14 protein-coding genes are annotated in these 18,404 nt (G+C 71.8%); 12 read left to right on the top strand and 2 right to left on the bottom strand.

Going from position 1 to position 18,404, the window contains the following annotated elements; genetic code table 11:
- On the top strand, window positions 1-579 hold a 579-nt coding region (locus AB0D67_RS12075), incomplete at its 5' end, for a chaplin family protein (protein ID WP_362932748.1).
- Between the two features lie 203 nt (window positions 580-782).
- On the opposite strand, the gene AB0D67_RS12080 is transcribed toward AB0D67_RS12075, so the two are convergent.
- Window positions 783-968 (bottom strand): DUF5703 family protein, encoded by a 186-nt coding sequence (locus AB0D67_RS12080; protein ID WP_362932750.1) that lies wholly within the window; start codon window positions 966-968, stop codon window positions 783-785.
- 157 nt (window positions 969-1,125) lie between these two features.
- Here AB0D67_RS12080 and topA point away from each other — a divergent pair, with 157 nt between their 5' ends.
- The 10 genes from topA to AB0D67_RS12130 all read left to right on the top strand — a co-directional run bounded on the left by topA (window position 1,126) and on the right by AB0D67_RS12130 (window position 14,993).
- A complete protein-coding gene (topA, locus tag AB0D67_RS12085) occupies window positions 1,126-3,789 on the top strand; it encodes a type I DNA topoisomerase (protein ID WP_362932752.1) in 2,664 nt (887 codons plus the stop codon).
- A gap of 368 nt (window positions 3,790-4,157) precedes the next feature.
- A complete protein-coding gene (locus tag AB0D67_RS12090) occupies window positions 4,158-5,507 on the top strand; it encodes a metallophosphoesterase (protein ID WP_362932754.1) in 1,350 nt (449 codons plus the stop codon).
- Window positions 5,508-5,729: 222 nt separating this feature from the next.
- Complete coding sequence (tmk, locus tag AB0D67_RS12095) at window positions 5,730-7,823, top strand: dTMP kinase (protein WP_362932756.1); 2,094 nt, start codon at window positions 5,730-5,732, stop codon at window positions 7,821-7,823.
- Between the two features lie 21 nt (window positions 7,824-7,844).
- Window positions 7,845-9,026, top strand: coding sequence for a DNA polymerase III subunit delta' (locus tag AB0D67_RS12100; RefSeq protein ID WP_362932758.1), 1,182 nt, complete (start codon window positions 7,845-7,847; stop codon window positions 9,024-9,026).
- A 776-nt stretch (window positions 9,027-9,802) separates the two neighbouring features.
- Window positions 9,803-10,546 (top strand): hypothetical protein, encoded by a 744-nt coding sequence (locus AB0D67_RS12105; RefSeq protein ID WP_362932760.1) that lies wholly within the window; start codon window positions 9,803-9,805, stop codon window positions 10,544-10,546.
- On the top strand, window positions 10,543-11,697 hold the full coding sequence (locus tag AB0D67_RS12110) for a glycosyltransferase family 4 protein (protein WP_362932762.1): 1,155 nt from the start codon (window positions 10,543-10,545) through the stop codon (window positions 11,695-11,697). Before AB0D67_RS12105 ends, AB0D67_RS12110 begins: the two co-directional genes overlap by 4 nt.
- A gap of 111 nt (window positions 11,698-11,808) precedes the next feature.
- Entirely contained in the window at window positions 11,809-12,363 is a 555-nt protein-coding gene (locus AB0D67_RS12115) for a SigE family RNA polymerase sigma factor (RefSeq protein WP_362932764.1), read from the top strand.
- Entirely contained in the window at window positions 12,360-13,103 is a 744-nt protein-coding gene (locus AB0D67_RS12120) for a permease-like cell division protein FtsX (RefSeq protein WP_362932766.1), read from the top strand. The genes AB0D67_RS12115 and AB0D67_RS12120 overlap by 4 nt, the downstream gene beginning before the upstream one ends.
- 201 nt (window positions 13,104-13,304) lie before the next feature.
- Entirely contained in the window at window positions 13,305-14,147 is an 843-nt protein-coding gene (gene ricT / locus AB0D67_RS12125) for a regulatory iron-sulfur-containing complex subunit RicT (RefSeq protein WP_362932838.1), read from the top strand.
- Window positions 14,148-14,216: 69 nt separating this feature from the next.
- Window positions 14,217-14,993 (top strand): class I SAM-dependent methyltransferase, encoded by a 777-nt coding sequence (locus AB0D67_RS12130; RefSeq protein WP_362932768.1) that lies wholly within the window; start codon window positions 14,217-14,219, stop codon window positions 14,991-14,993.
- A 70-nt stretch (window positions 14,994-15,063) separates the two neighbouring features.
- On the opposite strand, the gene AB0D67_RS12135 is transcribed toward AB0D67_RS12130, so the two are convergent.
- Window positions 15,064-16,341 carry a DUF4407 domain-containing protein gene (locus AB0D67_RS12135; protein ID WP_362932770.1) on the bottom strand — a complete coding sequence of 426 codons (1,278 nt, stop codon included), beginning with the start codon at window positions 16,339-16,341 and terminating at the stop codon, window positions 15,064-15,066.
- Between the two features lie 483 nt (window positions 16,342-16,824).
- Between AB0D67_RS12135 and AB0D67_RS12140 the strand changes: the two genes are divergently transcribed.
- Entirely contained in the window at window positions 16,825-18,330 is a 1,506-nt protein-coding gene (locus AB0D67_RS12140) for an alpha/beta hydrolase (protein ID WP_362932772.1), read from the top strand.
- Window positions 18,331-18,404: the final 74 nt, after the last annotated feature.

Genomic DNA, 18,404 nt, shown 5'->3' on the forward strand with positions numbered 1-18,404 from the left:
CTGGGCGGCAACCAGGTCGTGGCCCCGATCACCGCTCCGATCAACATCTGCGGCAACGCGGTCGCCGTCCTCGGTGACGCCGCCGCAGGCTGCCTGGGCGGCTCCCACGCCGGCGGGCCGGGGCGCTCCGCGGCCGTCGCGATGCCGACCGCCGGCAGGGCGGGTCGTACCGCGCTCCTGCCGGAGATCCCGGTCCTGCCGGGCGCCCGTGGGGCCGCGCATCGGGGCCGCGGGACCGGCCTGAACGCGGGACGCGGGTCCGAGCTGAACACGGGTCGCGAGGTCGCCCAGCACCCGGGCCGCAAGGCCGGTGCTCCGGGCGCGGTCACCTCCGCTCCGGCCGGGGTCACCTCCGCTCCGGGTGAGGTCACTTCCGCTCCGGCCGGGGTCACCTCCGCGCCGGTCGGCCGTACGCTGCCCGTCGGCGACCTCGGCCTGATGAGCGCCGCCCGACCGGCGGGCGTGGCCGGCATGAACTCCGGCGCGCTGGCCGCTCTTCTGGTCGGCGCCATGGCCGCCCTCTCCGCCACCCTGTTCGCGGCCACCCGCCGCTTCCGGCTCGGTCGAGCCGGCAGGTAATACATCAGTAACTCTTTGGTCATGTCCCCTCGGAGCCACCGGGGGAGACGCGCAGGCGCTCCGCCGCCGGTGAGAGGGACCGCGGGCCCGGGTGGCCCGGGTTCCGGTCGCCGGGCGGAGCGGCAGTGCTCTGCCCGTTCCGGGGGCGCGGCCCGGGGCGGGCAGAGCCATGTCCGTCCACGGCCTTCGCGGGCCGCGGCCGGTCACATCGTCCTGGTCGCACGTATGATCTTGCGACGCAGCCGGACGTCCCTGCGGCCGTCGGGATACAGTCTCAGGCGGTCGAGCTCCCAGCCGCCGTATTCTGCGTGTTCGGTCAGGATCTGGCGGGCCGTGTCCCGGGTCGTACCGCGCGGAAGGTGGAGAACCAAGTAGGAGTAGTCGAGCACAGCGATTAGTCTCCGAGGATGGGCTGGGGGACGTCAGCACTCATAGGGCTTTATTGTGCGTCCTTGCGGCTCTCCTTGGGAGTGCGCCCGATCTGGATCGGGTAACCCGAGGGGAAGTGAACGGGGAACGAATGCGAACAGCGAGGTAGGAAGCAGCGTGCCAGCCAAGAACGGCAACGCCGGCGGAACCCGCCTGGTGATCGTCGAGTCGCCTTCCAAGGCGAAGACCATCGCCGGGTACCTCGGCCGCGGCTACGTCGTGGAGTCCAGCATCGGGCATATTCGCGACCTCCCCGAGAAGGCCGACGACATCCCTGAGAAGTACAAGGGCAAGGCGTGGGCCCGCCTGGGCGTCAACGTGGAGCATGAGTTCGAACCACTCTACGTGGTCAACCCGGACAAGAAGGCCCAGGTCAGCAAGCTCAAGCAGCTGCTCAAGGACGCCGACGAGCTCTACCTCGCCACCGACGAGGACCGGGAGGGCGAGGCGATCGCCTGGCACCTCCGCGAGGTGCTCAACCCCAAGGTCCCTGTGCACCGCATGGTGTTCCACGAGATCACCCCACGGGCGATCCAGGAGGCCGTGGCCAACCCCAGGACGCTGAACCTCCGGCTGGTCGACGCCCAGGAGACCCGGCGCATCCTCGACCGCCTCTACGGCTACGAGGTCAGCCCCGTCCTGTGGAAGAAGGTCAAGCCCCGCCTGTCCGCCGGGCGGGTGCAGTCCGTGGCGACCCGGCTGGTCGTCGAGCGCGAACGCGAGCGCCTGGCCTTCACCAGCGCGACCTACTGGGACCTGCAGGCGCTGTTCGGCACCGGCCGCGACGAGTCGCCGAACGAGTTCACCGCCACGCTGACCGGCGTGGACGGCAAGCGCGTCGCCCAGGGGCGTGACTTCGCCTCCAACGGCACGCTCAAGAGCGCCGGCGTGGTCCACCTGGACGAGGCCGCCGCCCGCGCCCTGGCCGCGCGGCTGGACGGCGCCGCCTACCAGGTCGGGTCCGTCGAGCGCAAGCCGTACACCCGCAAGCCGTACGCGCCGTTCCGGACGACGACGCTGCAGCAGGAGGCCAGCCGCAAGCTGGGCTTCTCGGCGAAGTCGACCATGCAGATCGCCCAGCGCCTGTACGAGAACGGCTTCATCACCTACATGCGCACCGACAGCATCACGCTGTCGGAGACGGCAGTGGCCGCGGCGCGCAACCAGGCGATCAACCTGTACGGCGCCGCCTACGTCCCCGACAAGCCGCGCGTCTACACCAGCAAGGTCAAGAACGCCCAGGAGGCGCACGAGGCGATCCGCCCCTCCGGCGAGGTGTTCCGCACGCCGGGCGAGACCGGGCTGACCGGTGACATGTTCCGGCTGTACGAGCTGATCTGGCAGCGGACCGTCGCCTCGCAGATGAAGGACGCGGTCGGCGAGTCGGTCACCGTCAAGGTGGGCGGCACATCCAGCGCCGGCGAGCGGGTGGAGTTCAGCGCCTCCGGCCGGACGATCACCTTCCACGGCTTCCTCAAGGCCTATGTCGAGGGCGCCGACGACCCGGCCGCCGCCCGCGACGACGCCGAGCGGCGCCTGCCCAACCTCACCGAGGGCGACCGCCTCACCGTGGCCGAGCTCAAGGCCCTGACACACGCCACCAAGCCGCCGGCGCGGTACACCGAGGCCACGCTCGTCAAGGAGCTGGAGGACCGGGAGATCGGCCGGCCCTCGACCTACGCGTCGATCATCGGAACGATCCTGGACCGCGGCTACGTGTTCAAGAAGGGCACGGCGCTGGTGCCGTCCTTCCTGGCGTTCGCCGTGGTCAACCTGCTGGAGCGGCACTTCGGTCACCTCGTCGACTACGACTTCACGGCCGACATGGAGAAGGTCCTCGACGACATCGCCAACGACCGGGCGGAGCGGGTGCCGGAACTGCGCCGCTTCTACTACGGCGACGGCGGCGAGGGTGACGAGGGGCTCAAGGAACTGGTCACCGACCTCGGTGAGATCGACGCCAGGGAGATCAGCTCCTTCCCGATCTCCGGCACCGACATCATGATCCGGGTGGGCCGATACGGTCCCTACCTGGACCGCGACGGCGTCCGGGTGAACGTGCCGGAGGACCTGGCGCCCGATGAGCTCACCGCCGAGATGGCCGAGGAGTTCTTCTCCCGCCCTACCGGCGTCCGCGAGCTGGGCCGGGATCCGGTCACCGGCCACCCGATCGTGGCCAAGGACGGCCGGTTCGGACCGTACGTGACGGAGATCCTCCCCGAGGAGCCCCCGGCCGAGGGCGCGAAGAAGCGGACGAAGAAGGCCGACGCTCCCAAGCCGCGCATCGAGTCGCTGTTCAAGACGATGTCCCTCGACACCGTCACCCTCGACGACGCCCTGCGCCTGCTGACGCTGCCCAGACTCGTCGGTGAGCTGGACGGCGAGGAGGTGAGGGCACACAACGGCAAGTTCGGGCCCTACCTGAAGAAGGGCTCCGACTCGCGGTCGCTGACGTCGGAGGACGACCTGTTCACGGTCACCATCGAGCAGGCCAAGGAGCTGTTCGCCCAGCCGAAGACCAGGGGGCGCCGCGCCGCCGCCGCGCCTCCGCTGCGCGAGCTCGGCGCGGACCCGGTCTCCGGCAAGCCGATCGTGGTCAAGGAGGGGCGGTTCGGCCCCTACGTGACCGACGGCGAGACGAACGCCTCGCTGCGCAAGGGCGACGAGGTCGAGCAGATCACCACCGAGCGGGCCGCCGAGTTGCTGGCGGACCGCCGTGCCCGGGGTCCGGCGCCGAAGAAGCGCCCCGCCGCCCGTCCGAAGGCCAAGACCAAGACCTGACGGCCGGGGCCGCGCCACCGGGGCCGCCGCTCACCTGAGGGGCTCTCCGGGCACTCGCTCACCGCGTCCCGCCGCATCGGGGGCCGCCGCGCACCTGAGGGAGCTCTCAGGTACGCGGGAACGCGCCGCCCGCGCCCGGCGTTCTCGAAAGCACGCCGGGCGCTCCGAGCCGCGGCGCGATCCGGTGTGAACGCGATGGCCGCCCGGGTCGCGGTGCGGTCCGACGCGGGCCCGCCGGGTGCGCCGGTCACGGCGCGGTCCGGCGTGGGCACGGCGGGCGCTGCCGGGACGATGTGCCCCGGTGCGGGCACGACGGAGTACGGCGGCGCGGCGGGTACGACGGGCGCGGAGGGCGAGCGGTGGCGGGCGTGGGTTTCATAGCGATGATCGTGACGGTGGTCGTGCTGGTCCACTACTACCTGTGGCGCCGTCTGGTCAGGGACACCACGACCCCAGGGCGGGCACGCGTCGTACTCACCGCGGTGCTGCTGGGTCTGGCCGCGCTCATCATCGTGATGCGCGCCGGTGAACGGCTGTCGTGGGGCCACCTGCTGGCCTGGCCGGGCTACCTCTGGCTCGCCGTGATGTTCTACCTGTTCGTCTTCCTGGTGGTGCTGGAGATCCCGCGGGCACTGGCACTGCTGGCCGTACGGCGGGCCGGGCGGAGAGCGCCGGAGCCGGAGCGGGAGCCGGAGCGCGTGGCCGTACCGGCGAGCACGGGGTCCGCGGCGGCTGCGGGGGCTGCGGGGACCGCGGACGTGCCGGACGCCCGGGACGCGTCAGGCCATCCGGGTGCGGCGCGGGATCCCGGCGCGGCGGGCGTTCCGGATGCCGAGGGGGACGCGGCCGGGGCGCGCGGTCCGGGCGGAGCGCCGGTGGGACGCAGGCTCTTCATCGGACGCACCGTCGCCGCCGTCGCCGGGGTGGGCGCGCTGGCAGCCGTCGGGGGCGGCGTCCGCACCGCGCTCGGCGACCCGGTGATCGAGACCGCCGGGGTCGGGCTGCCCCGGCTCGACCCGCGGCTGAACGGGCTGCGCCTGGCCGTGGTCAGCGACATCCACCTCGGGCCGCTCACCGGGGTCGGGCACACCGAACGCATCGTCCGCATGATCAACTCGCTGGAGGCCGACGTGGTCGCCATCGTCGGCGATCTGGTCGACGGGACGGTGGCCGAGCTCGGCCCGCAGGCCAGACCGCTGCGGAGCCTCGAATCCCGCTACGGCTCCTACTTCGTCACCGGCAACCACGAGTACTACACCGCGAACGGCCCCGGCGAGTGGATCGAGGAGCTCCGGCAGCTCGGCGTCCGGCCGCTGCAGAACGAGCGCGTCGAGATCGCCCACGCGGGGGCCGTGCTGGACCTCGCGGGGGTCAACGACGTCTCCGGCGGCCCGGCGTCCGGCGCGTCCGGCGGCCCGGACTTCGAGCGCGCGCTGGGCGGCCGGGACCGCTCCCGCTCCACGATCCTGCTGGCCCACCAGCCGGTCCAGGCGACCGAGGCGGCCCGGTACGGCGTCGACCTCCAGTTGTCCGGCCACACCCACGGCGGGCAGATGGCGCCCTTCAACCTGCTCGTCTCCCTCCAGCAGCCGATCGTCTCCGGGTTCGGCCAGGTGGGCGGCACCCGGGTGTACGTCACCCGGGGCGCGGGCTTCTGGGGCCCGCCGGTCCGGGTGGGGGCACCGCCGGAGATCACGCTGCTGGAGCTCCGCGCCTGAACGGCCCGCCGGACGGGCGAAAGCGGCCGCGGGGGCGGAAGCGGCCGCAGCGGGCACGATGAGAGTGGTCGCGGCGGGCGGGGCGAGAACGGTCACGCTGGGCGGGGCGAAAGCGAACGCGGCGGACGAATGGTGCGTATCGCCCGGCTCATCGCTCAGATGGGCATATCGGCTCGACCGGTGTTCGCCCCAGCCAGGCGGGCGCCTCGATACGCTGGGACCATGACCACCCCTGGCCCGAGCACCGCACGACGCAAGCCGCCTCATGTGCTTGCCCACACGCCGTTCCGAAAGCTGTGGACGGCGATGTCGGTGTGCAGCCTGGGAGACTGGCTCAACATCATCGCGCTGACCGCCCTGGCGGGAAACCTCACCGCCGGGCAGGGGTACACCACGCAGAGCCTGGCCATCGGCGGCGTGTTCGTCGCGAAGATGCTGCCGGCGGTCCTGCTCGGTCCCGTCGCGGGCGCGTTCGCCGACCGGTTCGACCGCCGCCTGACGATGTTCACCTGCGACCTGCTCAGGTTCGCGCTGATCCTGTCGATCCCGCTGGTGCTGTCGCTCACCTCGGTCGGCAACTACCAGTGGGTGCTCATCGCCACCCTCCTCGTCGAGTGCGTCAACCTCTTCTGGGTCCCGGCCAAGGACGCCACGGTCCCCAACCTGGTGCCCAAGGACCGGCTGGAGTCGGCCAACCAGCTCAACCTCCTGGTCACGTACGGCACCGCCCCGGTCGCCGCGCTGCTGTTCGCGGTGCTGTCGGTCGCCGACGACGCGCTGGGCCGGTTCATCCCGTACTTCTCCGGCCGTGACACCTACCTGGCGCTGTTCATCAACGCCACCGCCTACCTGGTGTCGGCCGTCATCGTCTTCACGCTCAAGGAGATCCGGAAGGTCCCCTCCGGGGACATCGTGATCTCCACGCCGTCGGTGCTGCGGCAGATCGTCGAGGGCTGGCGGTTCGTCGGCGGCAACCGGGCCATCCGGGGGCTGATCATCGGCATGCTGGGCGCGTTCGCGGCCGGCGGCGCGGTGGTCGGCGTGGCCAAGATATACGTGGGGGCGCTGGGCGGCGGCGACGCCGCCTACGGCGTGGTGTTCGGCGCGGTCTTCCTCGGCATGGCCGGCGGCATGTTCTTCGGGCCCAGGCTGCTGCGCGAGTTGTCGCGGCCGAGGCTGTTCGGGCTGTCGATCGTCGTCGCGGGGCTGGTGCTCGCCGCGATCGCGGTCGTCCACAACCTGGTGATCGTGGTGCTGCTCACCGTGGTCCTCGGGGCGTGCGCCGGAACCGCCTGGATCATCGGCTACACCATGATCGGAATGGACGTGGAGGACGGCCTGCGGGGCCGTACGTTCTCGTTCCTGCAGTCGCTCGCCCGGGTCACCCTGCTGCTCGTGGTCGCGGTGGCGCCCACCCTGGCCGGCCTGTTCGGCAGGCACGTGGTCCGGGTGCGCGGCGAGACGGTGTACCAGTTCGACGGCTCCAACCTGGTCCTGCTGGTCGGCGGGCTGCTCGCGACGGTCGTCGGGTTCCTCGCGCTGCGCCAGATGGACGACCGCAGGGGCGTCCCGATCCTGACCGACCTGCTGGCGGCGGTGCGCGGCGAGCGGTTCGTCCCCGAGACCCCCGGGGCCCACGAGCAGCCGCGCGGGATGTTCGTCGCGTTCGAGGGCGGCGAGGGGTCGGGCAAGACCACCCAGTCCCGGCTGCTGGCGATCTGGCTGCGCGACCAGGGCTACGACGTCGTGCAGACCCGCGAGCCCGGTTCCACCAAGGTCGGCATGCGGCTGCGGGCGATCCTGCTGGACGCCGTGCACCAGGGGCTGTCGGCCCGCTCCGAGGCGCTGCTGTACGCGGCGGACCGCGCCGAGCACGTCGAGAAGGTCATCCGCCCGGCCCTCTACCGGGGGTCGATGGTCGTCTGCGACCGCTACGTCGACTCCTCGCTCGCCTACCAGGGCGCCGGGCGGTCCCTGAAGCAGGAGGACGTGGCGAGGGTCAACGAGTGGGCCACCGGCGGGCTGGTCCCCGACCTGACCGTGCTCATCGACACCCCGCCGTCCATCGGGCTGACACGGCTCGGCGGGGCCGCCGACCGGATCGAGTCGGAGCCTCTGGAGTTCCACGAGCGGGTGCGCCGCGAGTTCCGCGCGCTGGCCGCCGCCCACCCGGACCGCTACCTCGTCGTCGACGGCACCCTCGACCAGAGGATGATCTCCGAGATCGTGCACGACCGGGTGCGAGAGATCCTGCCCGACCCGGTTCCCCGCGAGGCGGAGGACGCCACGAGCACCATCCCGGTCATCCACGATTGACCCCGGCGGTAGGTTGTCCGGGTGGGAGTCTTCGATGACCTGGTGGGCCAGGAGCGGGCGGTCGAGACGCTCCGCAGGGTCGCCGCTTCGGCGGCCGAGGTCCTGACCGGAGGCCGCGGTGCGGGCATGACCCACGCCTGGCTGTTCACCGGTCCGGCCGGGTCCGGCAAGGAGGAGGCCGCGCGGGCGTTCGCCGCCGCGCTGTTCTGCCCTGACCAGGGGTGCGGCCACTGCGACATGTGCCACCAGGTGGCCGTCGGCTCCCATCCGGATCTGGAGGTGGTCAGCCCGCAGGGGCTCTCCTACGGGATCAAGGACACCCGCCGGCTCATCCTCCGCGCGGCCGGCGCCCCGACGCTGGGCCGCTGGCGGGTCGTGCTGTTCGAGGACGCCGACCGTGCCACCGAGGGCGCCTCCAACGCCCTGCTCAAGGCGATCGAGGAGCCGCCGCCGCGGACGGTCTGGCTGCTGTGCGCGCCCTCCCCGGACGACATGATGATCACCATCAGGTCCCGCTGCCGGGTGGTCACGCTCGTCACCCCGCCCACCGCCGCCGTCGCCCACATGCTGGTCACCCGCGAGAACGTGCCGCCCGCGACGGCGGAGTTCGCGGCCAGGGCCGCCCAGGGGCAGATCGACCGGGCCCGCAGGCTGGCCCTGAACGCCGAGGCGCGCGGGCGCCGCGAGGCGGTGCTGTCCATCCCCGCCTCGCTCACCGGCGTGGGAGAGTGCGTGACGGCCGCGGAGCGGCTGGTCAAGACGGCCGAGGAGGAGGCCGCCGCCGTGACCTCGGCGCTGAACGAGTCGGAGACCGCCGAGCTGCGCAAGGCCTACGGCGAGGGCTCCTCGGGCAAGGGGCTCAACAGGGGCCTGATCCGCGGCGGCGCCGGGGCGCTCAAGGATCTGGAGGACCGGCAGAAGTCCCGGGCCACCCGGACCAAGCGCGACGTCATCGACACGGCCCTGCTCGACCTGGTGGTGTTCTACCGCGACGTGCTGGCGTTGCAGCTGGGCGCCCCCGTCGAGCTGGCCAACGACGACCGCCGCGCCGACCTGGAGAACCAGGCCCGCTCCGCCGCCCCCGAGGACACCCTGCGCAGGATCGACGCGATCATGTTGTGCCGGGAGCGGCTGGCGGCCAACGTCAACCCGCAGATGGCGGTCGAGGCGATGACCCTCTCGCTGCGCCGTCCCGCTCCCTGATCCGGTCCGGGTCTCGAACCGGGTCCTGATCCCGGCTCGGGACCGGGACCGGGTCCTGATCCCGCCCAGGCCCCGTCCCGGTCCCGAGCCGGGCGACGGTCCCGGTTATCCGGTTTCGTCCTAGATCCTGCCGCCTGGCGGTCGCCTCAGAGGCATCTCTCCGTTTTTAGCCATATTTCCGGTTTTTCTATCTTGTGTCGGGCTTCCTCATAATTTTCGAGGTGAGACGGCTTCTCTCTGATTCAGACGGTCTCGTCATCGTTTTCGCAGGTCAGTGGCTATGGCTGATCGTGCGGCCGGGTGATGTCCGTTTCGGGTTCGCCAAGGCGTGCAACGTTATGGATGGTTTTTGAGTCTTTAAGGGTATGCAGTGTGACTTTACGGGCTTCCCGCACCCGGAAACCGGGGCCGGGGCCGGCGCGTGCCGTGCCGCGGGGAGCACCCGGCCTCGACGCGAGACGCCCGCGGTACGGCGCCGCCCCCGGCGTGACGGTGTACGGCGCGGCGGCGTACGACTCCACGGTGTGCGGACGAGCGGTACGGGTGCCGCACCCGGGTTCCCAGGCTCCGCGCAGGCGGGGGACGGGTTCGCGACGCCGTGCTGTTCGACGGCATTTTTTCGCGTCAAATCCCCTCGAAGGGGAAGCATGGATCGTTAGAATTCCCAGCGAATTTATACAAACTTGTTGTCATTTTAATCTCTATGCGTGCTCTACGGGGTGAGCGGGCAAGACGGGGGTTCCTCAGTGGGTACGGGAACACGGGGCGGAGCGGCCTTGGCCGGAGTCGGAAGGGCCGTCACCGGCAGGGTGGATGGCGACGACGTCTTGAGGGTCGAGTGGCCGGACTCGGGCGGCGGGCGGTCCGCGGCGGAGGACGGGGACATCGTCCTGCGGCACGCGGAGACCGGTGAGGAGCGTGCCGGCACCGCCCTGGCAGGGCTGGCGCCGGGCATCTGGGTGGCGTCGTACCGGGGGGAGCCCATCGCCACCGACGACCCGGGCTTCTCGCTGGACGGCCTGATGGACTACGCCGCCATGCCCCGCGAACGGGAGGTCCGGGCCTTCCGCACCTCGGTCGGCACGCTCGCGCTGGCCGTGAGGGAGGTCCTGCCGTACGTGGAGGTGACCGGTGTCGTCTCCGACGACGGCGTGGTCGGGGTGACGGGTGTGATCGCCTACGGCGAGCCGGTCGAGGGCCCGGCTCGGCTGGTGGCCGTGCCGAGGAAGGGGGCAGAGCCGGTCTCCGGTCCGGGAGCGTTCCACGGCCGGAGCTTCGAGGGAAGCGTCCGGATCGAGCCGATGGCCGGGGGACAGAGCCGGCGCCGGACCTTCTGGGACCTGTACGCCGAGGCCGGCGGGGCACGGCTGCCGCTGGCGGCCCGCCTCGACGACGTCACCGACAAGAAGACCAAGGTGCGCTTCCCCGCCCAGCACGTGGGACGGGTCCGGGTGCGGCCGTACTACACCGACACCGACAGCCTGGCCGTGGCCCTGACCATCGAGGAGGAGGAAGCGTGAAGATCTCCTTCCTGATTCTCAACGCCTACGGCATGGGCGGGACCATCCGTGCCACCTTCGACCTCGCCACCGAGCTGTCCCTCCGTCACGACGTCGAGGTGATCAGCGTCTTCCAGCACGCCGACCGGCCCTTCCTGCGGCTCGGCCCGCGGGTGCGGCTGCGCTCGCTGGTGGACCTGCGGGAGGGGGCCAGGGTCCGCTGGCCGTACACGAAACGGGCGGAACGGCTGAGCGGGCAGGAGAGCGCGCTGATCCACCCGGAGGAGCGCGCCTACGCCTCCTTCACCGCCTGGAGCGACGACGTGCTCAGGCGTGAGCTGCGCCGGCTCCGCACCGACGTGCTGGTCACCACCCGGGCCGGGCTGAACATCATGGCCGCAAGGTTCGCGCGCCGGAAGGTCGTCACCATCGCCCAGGAGCACCTGCACTTCGAGGCGCACAGACCCGGCATCTTCCAGGAGATCCGGGAGTGGTACCCCAGCCTGGACGCGGTCGTCACCCTCACCGAGGCCGACGAACGTGACTACCGCGACATGCTGGGCGAAAGCCGGACGCGGGTGATCACCATCGGCAACGGCCTGCCCACCGCGCCGCGGCCCCGCTCCCGGCAGGAGAACAGGCTCGTGCTGGCCGCCGGGCGGCTGGTTCCGGTCAAGGGCTACGACCGGCTGCTGAAGGCGTTCGCCCAGGTCGTCCAGAAGCGGCCCGACTGGAAGCTGCGGATCTACGGCGAGGGCCGCTCCGGCGACAAGCTGGTCCGGCAGTCCGTCAAGCTGCGCCTGCACAACAACGTCACGTTCATGGGGCCGACCGAGGACATCGAGGGAGAGCTCGCCAAGGCGTCGATCCACGCGGTCAGCTCCCGGTTCGAGGGCTTCGGCATGACCATCATCGAGGCGTTCTCCTGCGGGGTGCCGGTGGTCAGCTTCGACTGCCCGAGGGGACCGCGTGAGATCATCACCTCCGGCCACGACGGCCTGCTCGTCCCGCCCGACGACGTCGACGCGCTGGCCGAGGGGTTGCTCCGGATGATCGACGACGAGGAGGGCCGGCACCGCATGGCCCGCAACGCGCTGGAGACGGCCGCGCGCTACGACATGTCCGTGGTCGCCGAACGCTGGGAGCGGGCCTTCGCCGAGCTCACCGGGTGACACGGAGCCGTACGGCGGGCGGACCGCCGGGGACCCGCCGGGAAGAACGCCGGAAAACGTGCGCCGGACCGAGCAGCAGACGGCCCGGTCCGGCGTCTCTGTGATGTGATCGTGTCATTCTCGGGGACGACCCCTGAACCGAAGATCGAGGCCCCTCCGCATGCGGAGCGCCTGGCGAGGGACCGCGTCGACATCGCGGGACTGTTCGCCGAACACCACCTCGGCCTGGTGAGGCTGGCCCTGCTCATGGTGGGCGACCAGGCCACGGCGGAGGACGTGGTGCAGGAGGCGTTCGCCCGGACGCACGCGGGACGGCGCCGCCTGCGCGACCCCGGGCGTGCGCTGACCTACGTCCGTTCGGCGGTGCTCAACGGGGCCCGTTCCGTGTTGCGGCGCCGGGCGGTGGCGTTCCGGCGGGCCGCGCCGTACGAGCCGCCCGTCTGGTCGGCCGAGCACGCGGCGCTGCTCGGCGAGGAGCGCCGCGAGGTCCTGACGGCGCTGCTCGGGCTGCCGAAGCGGCAGCGCGAGGCGCTGATCCTGCGCTACTACCTCGACCTGCCCGACCAGGAGATCGCGGATGTCATGGACATCCGAGCCGGCACGGCCCGGTCCACCATCGCGCGCGGGCTGGCCGCCCTCGCCCGGACGCTTGGGGAGGAGTCATGACCATGAAGACCACCGAGGAGCGCCTGCGAGGTGCCCTGTCGGCTGCCGGCGACACCGTCACCGACATCCGCCCGCTGACCGTCCCAGTCCACAGGCGATCCCGGGCCCCCCTTCGGATCGGGGCCGCCCTCGCCGCCGCCGTGGTGGCCTTCGGAATCGTACGGATCTCCGCTCCCGTTCAGCCTCCGGAAAACGAGACGCTCGTCGCCATGGCCGTCAACGGCATCGAACCGTCGGAGGAGCCCTTGGTGACGGTCTTCCTCTGCCAGAGCCATAGCCCCTTTCCGCCGTGCGCGGGCAGGGGCGGGAGCACCGCCGCGGAGAAGGAGGACCTTCGGCGGAGGCTGCTGGCCAGTCCCGAGGTGGAGGCGGTCACGTTCCGGGACCGGAAGACGGCCTGGGAGAAATTCCGGCGGGAGAACGCCGACAAAACCGTACTACTGTCGGTGATCAAGGTCGATGACATGCCGGAGTCCTTCTGGGCTCGCGTCAGGCCGGGCGCCGACCCCATGGCGGTGGTGCGGGCCGTGGGCCGTCTACCCGGCGTGTCCCACGCCGTCGACCAGCGGTGCGCACAGGAGCAATGGGAGCGGAGTTCCCTGCGGGCGAGGATCGCGAGGGTGCTGCCCTGGTCCGATGACGACCGCAGGCAGTGCAGCTTCCCTGAGGCTCCCGACTTCGGAAAGGAGAACGGTTCCGGAGGGGCAGAACCTCAGGGGGATGACCGGTCCGGGGACTGACCGGCGTCGGAGCCCGGCTCGGAGATGGCCGGCCCGCCTCCCGCTCCGAGGCGGGAAGCGGGTCGATCGGGATGGTGGTCGATCCGGGACGGACCACGGACGAACTCGGAGGCGGATCCGGGGGTCCGCGGCGGCGGTGCGGCGCGTAGGGTGGCGTGGAGGGCGCCAGCCGTACCCCCTGCAGTTTGGAGCCTCATGAGCATGATCATGGCGGTGAGCTTCACCCGTTACGGCCGTCTTTACTACCTCGACCCCGGCGAGCACAGTCCCAAGATCGGCGACAAGGTGCTCGTGCCGACCGATGCCGGGCCCGAGGTGGCCGAATGCGTGTGGGCTCCGCAGTGGACCAGCGAGGAGATCGGCGACCTGCCGGTGTGCGCGGGCATCGCCGGCGAGGAGCACCTGGCGCGCGACGAGAACAACAGAAGGCGGCGCGCCGAGGTCAGGAGCGTCTCCAAACGGCTCATCAAGCGGCACGCCCTGCCGATGAAGGTCGTCGGCGTCGACTACCTCGACGCCGACAACGTCTACACCGTCTACTTCTCCGCCCCGCACCGCGTCGACTTCCGCGCCCTCGTCCGCGACCTGGCCCGCAACCTGCGCGCCCGGGTCGAGCTGCGGCAGATCGGCCCGCGCGACGAGGCCCGCCTGCAGGGCGGTATCGGCCCGTGCGGCCGCGACCTGTGCTGCGCGACCTTCCTGAAGGACTTCGAGCCCGTCTCGGTGCGGATGGCCAAGGACCAGGGCCTCCCGGTCAACCCGATGCGGATCGCGGGGGCGTGCGGGCGGCTGATGTGCTGCCTGAAGTACGAGCACCCCCTCTACATGGAGGCCAACCGCACGATGCCCCGGATCGGGTCGAAGGTGGACACCCCCGAGGGGACGGGCACCGTCGTCGGGCGCAACGTCCCCTCCGACTCGGTGACGGTCCGCCTGGACGAGGGCGGCCGCCGCTGCGCCTGCCCGTCGGCCTCGGTCTGCTCACCTCGCAAACAGCACGACGCGATGTACGGCACGGCGGCGGAGCCGGGCTCCGGCGGCTGAGGCGCGTCCCGAAAGCCGGCGCGGGAAATCCGCTGGACGATCCGCCCGGAAGCCTGTCAGCCTCGAACCATGGTTGCGGAGGCGGCGAAGCGGTCGTTCGACGATCTGGTGGCGGAGGCCGAGTCGGTCTCGGTCGACGGCTGGGACTTCTCCTGGCTGGACGGCCGGGCGACCGAGGAACGGCCCTCCTGGGGATATTCGCGGCTGATGGCCGGGCGCATGGCGCGCGCCGACGCCGCGCTGGACCTCCAGACCGGTGGGGGCGAGGTGCTCGCGGGCGTTCCGCGGCTGCCCGCCGTGACGGTCGCCACCGAGTCCTGGCCGCCGAACATCGCCCGCGCCGCCGCGAGGCTGCGCCCGCGCGGGGTCGCGGTCGTCGCCGACGACGACGAGCCGAGGCTCCCGTTCCGGGACGGCGCCTTCGACCTGGTGACGAGCCGCCACCCGGTGACCACCTGGTGGGAGGAGATCGCCCGCGTGCTCCGGCCCGGCGGGACGTACTTCTCCCAGCAGGTCGGTCCGCGGAGCGTCGTGGAGCTGACGGAGTTCTTCCTGGGGCCGCAGCCGCGCGACACCGCCCGCGATCACGAACTGACCCGGGCCCGCGCCGAGGACGCCGGCCTCACGGTGCTCGACCTCCGGCCGGAGCGGCTGCTCACCGTCTTCCACGACGTCGGCGCGGTGATCTACTTCCTCCGCAAGGTGATCTGGATCGTCCCCGGCTTCTCCGTCGACCGCTACCGCGCCGAGCTCCGGCGGCTCCACGACCGCATCCAGGACGAGGGGCCCTTCGTCGCGTACGCGACCCGCTTCCTCATCGAGGCCCGCAAGCCCCTTCCGGCCTGAGGAACGTCCCGCCGAGCCGAGCCGGCCGGTCGACCCCGGGACCCGACATGGAGCCCGAAGGCCGCAGGGGTCAGGGGAGGAGTCCGGCGCGGGTGCCGGCGACGGCGTCCAGTGCGCGGTGCTCCCGGCGGCGCCGGTCCGCGCCGCGTCGCGCGCGCAGCTCCAGCTCCTCCAGGCGCGCCTCGGTGTCGAGCCGGACACGCCTGTTGTAGACCGTCTCCTGAGCCTGGTTCGTCCGGTCCACCATGCGGTCGTAGGCGGTCGTCCCACTCATGATCTTGACGAGGACCGGCAGGCAGTCGACGAGGATCAGGAAGAGACGGAGCAGCCACGTCGCCTGCCTGAGATAGACGTTCGCCGCGGTGACCTCGTGCAGCGCCCGCATGCGCTCCAGCAGGCCGACGGGGTCGTCCTTGCCGGGCATCGCGGCCAGCCGCTCCCCGACGCGCGCGTCCAGCCGCCGCTCGAAGTCGGACTGCCGCTCGGCGAGCGGGCCGCGCAGGGCCGACACCCGGCCCTCCAGTTTCTGGAGCTTCTTCTGGTTCTCCGCCAGCCCGCTGCGGTCCATGAATCGCTTGGCGGCGGCGTCGAGACGCCTGCAGAGCGGTCCCATGCCCTTCCTGCCGCTCAGGCCCTCACCGCTTTCCCCGGCGCACTCGGCCGTCGCCTGGTCCACCAGCCTGTCGTACCGCTTCCGGTCGGCGGCGACCTGCGTCCGCAACGTGTCGGCGTCGCGCTCCAGGTTGCTCAGCCGGGTGAGGTCGGCGTCGGCCGTCGAGGTCAGAAGCCTGGCGTTCGCGCAGTCCCGGCGGCCGGGCGTCCTGCCGGGCACCCGCGAGTTGCACTCCAGCAGCCGGGCGCGCTCCGCGACCAGCGCGGCCTCGCGGCCACTGATCACGTGCTGGACCACGGCCGTCTCGAAGACCCGCAGGACCAGGGGCTCGGCGATGATGAAGCCCAGCACCACGGCGACGAGCAGTCGCGGGACCAGCAGCATCAGCCTGGCCCGCCAGGTGCCGGTGACGGTCGAGACGAGCCAGCGGTCGAGGTTGAGCACGATGAGCGCCCACACCACGACGGGGATGAGCATGGCGACGTGGGCGCCGCCCAGGACCTGGCTCAGCGCGAACCACATCGAGATCCCGGCGACGACCGCGGTTCCCAGGACCACGCCGCCGAGGCCGACGTAACGGGTCCGCTCCAGCGGTATCTGGCTCAGGACGCCCTCGTCCACACCCGCCAGCGTCCGCAGCCGCCGGCCCAGGCCGCGCCGTCCGGGGACCACCTCTTCCGCGGCCCTCGAACCGCCCGGAGTGGCGAGGGGGCGTGTGAAATGGCTGCTTCCCATGGACTCTTTCCGGTTTCCCGCGCGCCGCCGCTGCCTGGTCGGAGTCACCCGGATGGGGTGACAGGCGGGACGCTCCGCGTCAGTGGGAATGTGTCCCGCCGGTTATGAAGAATGAGGCTCAGAATGCATTAGTTCATGTTCGTACCACGGTCATCGTTATCGGCCCAGGGTGACCCGCGTGGCTGGGGAAAACCTTACTTTGGGCCGAACAAGCGCCTCATCGCTCGACAAACAGGGGATCGGCCGGGATACCCGCCGTACGGCGCCGCGTCCGTCGCCGTGGTGGGCTCCGCCCGGCCCGCCGTACGGCGCTCTCTCCCGGGGTGGCCCGGAAGGCGGGTGTTCCATGGCGTCGCGGGCGGGGTTAGCGTGGTCCTCGCCGCCCGTCCGGGCGGGTGCGGACGCGGCGCGGCGATCCTCCTTCCCCGAGGGCGGGCGCGGCTCGCCGGGTGACCCGGCGTCCCAGTTCTGGAGGACGAAGCAGTGCGTAGACGCGCCGGGCGCCCGCCCTTCGAGGTTCCAGCCGCCTTACGCGCCGCCACCGCCGTCGTCGCGGTCCTCACGGCGCTGGCCGTCTTCGCCACCGGCTGCGCCGGGACGACCAGGCCGGACACCGGCCTCGCGTGGAACGACTGCGGCGACGGCTTCGAGTGCGCGAAGCTGCCCGTGCCGCTGGACTACGGAAAGCCGGACGGCGAGCGCATCGAGATCAGTGTGATCCGGCTCCCCGCCACCGGCCGCCGCATCGGCTCGATCCTCGTCAACCCCGGCGGCCCGGGCGCCTCAGGCGTCGAGTACGCCCGCAGCGCGCGCTCCGTGCTGAGCGACGCGGTCCGCGCCCGGTTCGACGTGGTGGGATTCGACCCGCGTGGGGTCGGCGGTTCCTCACCCGTACGGTGCCTGTCGTCGGGCGACCTCGACGCCTACACCGGCCTGGACGCCTCGCCCGACTCCCCGGCCGAGGTCGCGGCCCTGGAGGAGGGCTCGCGGAAGTTCGCGGCCGGCTGCCGGGCCAGGTCGGGACGGCTCCTGACGCACGTCGGCACGGCCGACGCGGCCCGCGACATGGACCGCCTGCGCGCGGTACTCGGCGACAGCCGCCTCACCTACCTCGGCAAGTCGTACGGCACGCAGCTCGGCGCGGTCTATGCCGACCTGTTCCCCACCCGGGTCCGCGCCCTCGTGCTGGACGGTGCCGTGGACACCTCACTGTCCCCGATGGCGATGAGCGCCGCCCAGGCCCACGGCTTCGAGGTCGCTCTCGACGCCTTCCTGGCCGACTGCCTCACCGCCGACGACTGCCCGTTCACCGGTACGGCGGAGTCCGCCCGGCGGGAGGTCGCCGACCTGCTGCACCGCGCCGACCGGCATCCGCTCGCGAACCGGAACGGCGACGACCGCCAGGTCAACGAGGCGTGGGCCGTACTGGGCCTGATCACCCCCCTCTACGACCGGCAGGCGTGGCCGGTGCTCCGCCAGGCGCTGGGCGAGGCGCGCAAGGGTGACGGGAGCCTGCTGCTGCGCATGGCCGACCTGCTTATCGACCGCAAGGAGGACGGCGACTACTCCAACCAGACCGAGGCCAACATGGCCGTCAACTGCGTCGACGCCCGCTACCCCGCCGGTCCGGCCGCGTTCGCCAGGGCGGCGGACCGGGCGGCGGAGAAGGCGCCGCTGTTCGGCCGCTACGTCACGTGGGGGTCGCTGCCCTGCGCCTACTGGCCGGTCAAGGGGAAGACCCTGGACCGGACCGACGCCCCCGGCGCCGCCCCCATCATGGTCATCGGCACCGAGCGCGACCCGGCCACGCCGTACGAATGGGCCAGGGCACTGGCCGACGAGCTCTCCTCGGGCGTGCTGGTCGGCTTCGACGGCGACGGGCACACCGCCTACCTGACCGGTTCGTCCTGCGTCGACCGTCTGGTGGACGACTACCTGATCGACCTGAAGGTCCCCCGGGACGGGACGCGCTGCCCGCGGATCGGCTGAACGCGGGAGCGCCCGCCCTCAACCGGTCGGCGGTGATCTGCTGTAGTGCTCTGGAGGCATTCCCCGCCGGGGCG

This window comes from Streptosporangium sp. NPDC048047 (assembly GCF_040653115.1).
Lineage (GTDB): Bacteria > Actinomycetota > Actinomycetes > Streptosporangiales > Streptosporangiaceae > Streptosporangium.

Excerpts from the sequence above, each read along its gene's own strand:
- tmk (WP_362932756.1), top strand. The coding sequence starts at position 5,730 with ATGACCACCCCTGGCCCGAGCACCGCACGACGCAAGCCGCCTCATGTG.
- AB0D67_RS12120 (WP_362932766.1), top strand. The coding sequence starts at position 12,360 with ATGACCATGAAGACCACCGAGGAGCGCCTGCGAGGTGCCCTGTCGGCT.
- ricT (WP_362932838.1), top strand. The coding sequence starts at position 13,305 with ATGATCATGGCGGTGAGCTTCACCCGTTACGGCCGTCTTTACTACCTC.
- AB0D67_RS12130 (WP_362932768.1), top strand. The coding sequence starts at position 14,217 with ATGGTTGCGGAGGCGGCGAAGCGGTCGTTCGACGATCTGGTGGCGGAG.
- AB0D67_RS12135 (WP_362932770.1), bottom strand. The coding sequence starts at position 16,341 with ATGGGAAGCAGCCATTTCACACGCCCCCTCGCCACTCCGGGCGGTTCG.